This window comes from Pseudomonas floridensis, from assembly GCF_002087235.1.
Lineage (GTDB): Bacteria > Pseudomonadota > Gammaproteobacteria > Pseudomonadales > Pseudomonadaceae > Aquipseudomonas > Aquipseudomonas floridensis.
The window spans coordinates 1-5739 of the sequence record NZ_MUIO01000144.1 but is presented as its reverse complement, the minus strand read 5'-3'; the positions used below and the strand labels follow the sequence as shown (position 1 = coordinate 5739).

General features: G+C 43.6%; 5 protein-coding genes and 1 pseudogene. 3 read left to right on the top strand and 3 right to left on the bottom strand.

Translation table 11 applies throughout. The features are described 5' to 3' along the window. Both BZK31_RS29920 and BZK31_RS26630 read left to right on the top strand, forming a co-directional pair. A partial coding sequence (locus BZK31_RS29920; RefSeq protein ID WP_208617237.1) for a hypothetical protein occupies nt 1-197 on the top strand: 197 nt, incomplete at its 5' end. Nucleotides 198-378: 181 nt separating this feature from the next. Beyond that, a complete protein-coding gene (locus BZK31_RS26630) occupies nt 379-1083 on the top strand; it encodes a hypothetical protein (protein WP_157900805.1) in 705 nt (234 codons plus the stop codon). 1072 nt (nt 1084-2155) lie between these two features. On the opposite strand, the gene BZK31_RS26625 is transcribed toward BZK31_RS26630, so the two are convergent. From BZK31_RS26625 to BZK31_RS26615, 3 genes are read right to left on the bottom strand one after another with little or no spacing between them, the layout of a single operon-like run. Continuing rightward, a complete protein-coding gene (locus BZK31_RS26625) occupies nt 2156-2572 on the bottom strand; it encodes a hypothetical protein (RefSeq protein WP_083186207.1) in 417 nt (138 codons plus the stop codon). Between the two features lie 31 nt (nt 2573-2603). Continuing rightward, complete coding sequence (locus BZK31_RS26620) at nt 2604-3455, bottom strand: TIR domain-containing protein (protein ID WP_083186206.1); 852 nt, start codon at nt 3453-3455, stop codon at nt 2604-2606. A gap of 54 nt (nt 3456-3509) precedes the next feature. Beyond that, nucleotides 3510-5291: a hypothetical protein gene (locus tag BZK31_RS26615; protein ID WP_083186205.1), complete on the bottom strand. Its 1782-nt coding sequence runs from the start codon at nt 5289-5291 to the stop codon at nt 3510-3512. Nucleotides 5292-5432: 141 nt separating this feature from the next. On the opposite strand from BZK31_RS26615, the pseudogene BZK31_RS26610 reads away from it, so the two are divergent. Further along, nucleotides 5433-5739 (top strand): annotated as a pseudogene (locus BZK31_RS26610) (ATP-binding protein); the annotation flags it as partial.

Sequence of the window (5739 nt, the reverse complement as noted above, 5' to 3'; positions counted from 1 at the left end):
CTTTTCGTACAAAACCTAACAAGCGATTAACAAACTTTTTTCTCGCCGTCTTGCCCCTCCCTAAAATCCCCATACCCCGCGAGAACCGCGAGCACATTCAGCACGCCGATAACTGCGAGAACGGCGAGCACCATGACAAGCGTAACTCCTTGATCCAAATGGAAATTGCGGAATATAAATTTTCATCTCAAATTTGAGTTTTCATATTTGTTAGCCAAGTCAATACTGAGTCTGCCAAATATTGCTAACACAAAACTTGGCCGAAAATTCTAAGTATTTGAAATATAACGTTTTTTATCAGATTCTAAGTCCATCGGAGTTAGACGCTCTCGACGACGCCTAGGTACAGGCTTTAGTAACCTTAAGAGGTGGCAACCCATGAATGACAAAGCCGAATCGCCCTCACCAATAACAGCACAGCCTGTAGCAGCGGCAGCACCACAGCAGTCACCAGCTACTCCACTGTTGCCGCCCTTAACGCGCCCATCGATGCCTAGCGCCTCATTGCTGGATAGCGCAGCTGCTGCTCCAAATCTTAATGAGGCACAAAAGAAGAAGCGTAAAAGCAAGGCCCACTTGAACACACTCAAAATGAGGGCAGAGCTTTGGCCGGAATTAGATATCGGTCTGCTCTGGGATCGGACACTGAGCGTTGGGTTCTCGACGATTCCAAGAACCTTGTCTTTGATCACGAATATAATAGACGACCTATCGAAAAAGCATACGGGTAAATCTGTACCGGCCGGAAAGACCTATTTTGGTCTCTGGTGCAGGGTTTGGGACGAAAATATGGTGACCATAGAAAACGAGTCATCGTATGCAATTGAGGCTGGTTATGTCGGCGAGCGCAACGTAACGACGTGGCGCGCACAGATGAAGGTGCTCCTTGATCTAGGCTTCATCGATGCAAGGGAAGGAGCATATGGTCCATATAATTATGTTCTGATTTATAACCCGTACAAAGTACTGAAAAAGCTGAAAGACAAAATACCGGTGGCTTCTTATCAGATGCTAACGCAAAGGTCTATTGAGATCGGCGCAGATGGAGACCTGATAGAGACCGGTCCTCAGGAGAAAAAATAATGAACGGCATACAACTACTTCTAATTCTCGCCATCGAAATTGTTCGAGTGATCGGGCAAATAATAAAGCTTTTTCCATGATAGGCAACAGTCCGGGCCGAGTGACTCCTCGGCCCTGTCACAAACCAGCTCTGATGAGCTAAATTGATCCAAGGAAGCGTGATGAACTACAATGGAGGGGTGCGGTATGTAAAGCTATTATTTAAGTTGGCGCAAAATTACAAAACCTCTGTTACGTATAAATATAAAAAACGGCTACATATCCACCCCATACCCACAAGTGCTCTTTCAAACTGACCCACCTTACAGAATTGCTCGAAAGTGCGAATAACAAGGCATGCCAGCACTGCGGAAAAATCCTGTAGAGACAGTTTTGTAGAGACAGTAATGCTTGAAAACTGGATTTCAAAACAAGCCGGAACATATCCAAAAATCAAAATGTTATGCCAGGAGTTAAAAACTAACCCACCCCTAGACGCAATATAAACTACTGACTTATTTTTACTTATTTTTCCTCTAGCTTTCACTCGACTGCGCGATTCCGTAGGGGGTGTGCTTAGAGGGGCTATTTGCGCTGGCGCTAGGAATTTATTGAGCTTTTCACCACCATCAGCCTGTATCCTGTATAAAGATGGGTTGACACGACTGTCAACTGCTCGTAGCATCGGTTCACAGGTTGGCAACGAGCTCCAATGAGCGATGCTTACGACTCGTTGCAAAGACCACGAAACACGCACCCCACCCTAGAGTCGGGGTTTTCGTTTCCGGGTATTCATACCCCTCTCAAGTCACTCTGCAGCAATCCCCGCCTTGATACGCATGCCATCGCAACACCTTCTATTTTGTCTTTAACTATTACACGAAGACTTGTTCCAAAACCACAATGACTGGTGATTTGACTAAAGGAACGGAGGCGTTATACAGAGATAATTTCAAAATCACATATGAGCTGATTTTATTCGTAGTGAGTTCCGAGATTACATGCTTTGTATCGAGAGCAAAAGAAAATTCAAGCGCGACTAAAAGCCATTTCAGTTAAGCACCTGCGGCGCCCAAAGCAAAGTATTAAAGGACTATTGAGCCATTTTGACAATACTTATAGCTAACGATGTAAGCGAAACCACTATTGCAATTGAGGACAACCACACCGTTGTTTTAAACTTGCTGTTATCTGCTTGAAGCCCCGCGAGTACAGATGAAAGCATCGGAAAATGGACACACTTATAGTCCGCACCTACTTTTAAAGCAAACAATGGAACCTTTGACTTGTCTTCATTTTCATAAGAGTGTAATTTATTCATATGATTGTATAACCTACCGAAGATCATATCCGAATCGACTCCCAGTTGAATGGCTATCAGCTTACAATCTATTGGCAGGTAGACCTTGCTTTGGCGCCCATTTTCCTCCCCCTCTTGGTAATTGCTAAACTCTTCATAATAGTGATTATAAATAGTTTCTAACACTTGCAAATCGGTTGGTAGCTTCATAGCAATTCCCTAATTGATAGACTAAGGCTTTTTAGAACGGGATGTCATCATCAAATGAATCAAATGCCTTTTCATTTACTTTTGCTAATTTTACGGGAGTCGCAGCCTTTCGAGAGGCTTTGATTTTTGTTTCATTGGCTAAAATGTATTCTAGACCATCAGGCGTGACAGAGTACGTGTAGTATTCATACATATTATCCGCACGCACTTCTTTTTCGACAAGCCCCAAGCGCTCTAATTTAATAATCCCGATAGAAAAGAATTCGTTCGGGTTCGAGTTATTAAATATTTCACTTGAAGCCACTCCTTCAACGCTGTGGAGACCTTTTTCGAATATTTCTAATAGCAGTCGTAACTCGGTCTCACCAACTTCATAATCAAAACCGGTTTTCTTTGTTCGTGCTTTGATGATTTTCACATCGTCAGTAACCAACCCTAATCTGACAATTTCTTTTTTCACTTTGTTGCATGGAGCGTTAACAGCCATTGACAGGTCATTGTCTGACCTGTTCCCGTTGAAGTCAGCAGGAGTCAGTCCTAAAAGGTCAGTAGGAAAATGAAGTTCGACATCGCGCGGTTTTATTATGAAACAGCGCTCTTTCGATAAGCTGCCGATAAATAACCCAAGCTCGAATAGCACGTTGTCTCGCGCCACTGGGTGGCTTTTTTCCCGTATTGTCGAAACATCGTCTGGCGTAAAGACAAAAATAGCAAAGTCAACAGTCCTTGCCCTTTCCTGCAACTCTTCAATTGTTTGCGTTGATAGTTTGAAACTGTCTTTCCAATGTACGACTTCGGCATCGTAGTCGAGGCACTCGTTGATTGCGTTCGCTACATTCAAGCCCTCCACAGAAGAAGCTAAAAATATTCGCGGTTTTCTCATTTTTGATCCTGCCTCTTTTCAATCGCAACAGTTTTTGTCATTTTCCGAGAACAATCATCTTAAGTAGTGAAAGCTAAACATCAAAGAATCAATATTGCCCTCATCAAAAGTTAAACCTTTTTGAGATAACTTCTTTTTGTACGAACCATAATTAAGCTCCACCATTTTAAAACCTTGTGCAACTGTATGTATGGTATTTTCCGATGATGCCAAAGCCATGAGCCACCTCATAACAGAGTCTAGATAATCATGCGTATTTTCAACAAGAATTTCTGTATAGGAAGGCGTTGAACCATCGTGAACAATCGTATTTCTCGCTCGATATATTCTGCGAAGTTGCCAAGCTACTCTTTTAGAGTGTGCGTCGAGCACGTCCACTACTAACTTGGGGCTCGATAGAATTTTTTGCAGATGCTGGTATCGGTCGCGCAACAGATGAAAATCGCCAAAGCTTTCCTCTAAGTCTTTACGAAGATGATCATACTTACTCAATGCTAATAAATGAGCAGTTTTTGAAACAACACCTTTTGCGTCCACAGCCTTGTACATCCGACGAACGACTCCCGCATTCCAAGTGAGCAAGTCCTTTGAAAATCTTGTTAGCAGTTTATTTACATATTCCAAGTTAAGAAATGGCATTATTGAGTTAGCAAGATGGTCGATTTGCGCAGTATCTTTATCTGTATTATTAGGAATAAGAGATTCAAGTGCTATCCAGAGGTTAATCATCTGATTCTCAACAGACTCACTAGCGAGAGCAAGTGAATGCAACTCTGCACTTCTATGAAACTTTGCAAACGACTCAGGCTGTAAACTAAATGCTTTCATAAATGAAGAAAGCTTTTTAGAGGCTACCGTCTGAACCGTGTCGTGGCACTTATGCATCGGATTGGTATGTCGAGAGATCTTTGTGCAGACGCCTGTCTCAGAATTCCTTACTAGGCAGTCGGTAATTGACTTACGACTTTCCTTGTGATGATAAAGCCCTATTAGGGTCTGGATAGTTTCAAGTTTCCTATCAGCTTTAAGCTTCACTATGTTCGGCTCTTTACCCTTCACCTTAGCTATGAACAAAAATACTTCGCCAGCACCAAGATTTAGTTTGTTTCTGGCTATTTCATCTTGGGATATAGGAATCTCCTCCAAGTCTCCTGAAACCAAAATCCCTAACCTTTCAGCAGCTTCTGCAAATTCCTTGAAGTATTCTGGTGCTTTATATACAACATCGAATTCGACAGCATTTACAGCAAACTTTTCAAAATATGCTGTGATAGCGTTATTGTCAGTTATACGATCGGATGAGTAATGGAAAAATTGCTGTGATACTTTTCGGATATATTTATCAGTGTAGCCGTAATTCAGAAGTGTAGTTATATACGACCTTGTCAGCTTTCGTAGTTTAGACCTATCCTGAGACGTCCTTAACTCCAACAACATAAAAGCCTCAGTCATGGCTTTGTAATCACGCAAAGGTACTTGACGCATGAGCAATTCTACTACGGTAGCGACGCTTCCATCAGAGGATTTAGGATTTTTAAGTATAGTAGTGACACCCTCGATGTCCACGGTCATCATTAGCTGAGCGACTTCATCAGACTTTAAATTTTCGCAAAGTTCATTAAGGATATGAGCCAAATTCGGCTTCATCACCACACCAGCATCAATTGCCTTAATGGTTGTTACAGCCTCTTTTATTAATAGCGCAGTATTCATAGCAGACGGCTTATAGGTGTCGAGGGTATAGTCAAACATCAACTCATCTATAAGTTGCGCTACAAATATTAGTCCTTTTGATTCTTCGCGATTGTCCCACTTCCCTAAGCTTCTGAACCGCATAGTGCCTCCATTCGATAGTGCGCGTTCGACCGTGGGATGGATGATGTCACATTGATGCGTCCATAGGAATCTGACTCACAGCCAGAATTCCGGGTGCTACACAAGCTGATTTTATTTCTTCGCCATTAACCCCCAACGTTCGAGTCCAGCCATATCGTGATTTCCCGCGCGCGGGATCGGGTGCGCTTTCCGGCGCGTTTTCAGTTGGTCGCGGCGATGAATCCATGCCCATGCGGTTATCTGGGTGAACCGACAGGCCGTTGCCGTTGCTCCACCGAGCAGGTGCAGCGCTACCGCAACAAACTGTCCGGCCCGCTGCTGGATCGTATCGACCTGCACTTGACCGTTGCGCGTGAAACCACCTCGCTCAATCCCAGCCCGCAGACTGGCGACACGACTGCCAGTGCAGCCGCCATCGTTGCGCAGGCCCGCGACCGACAGAATCGGC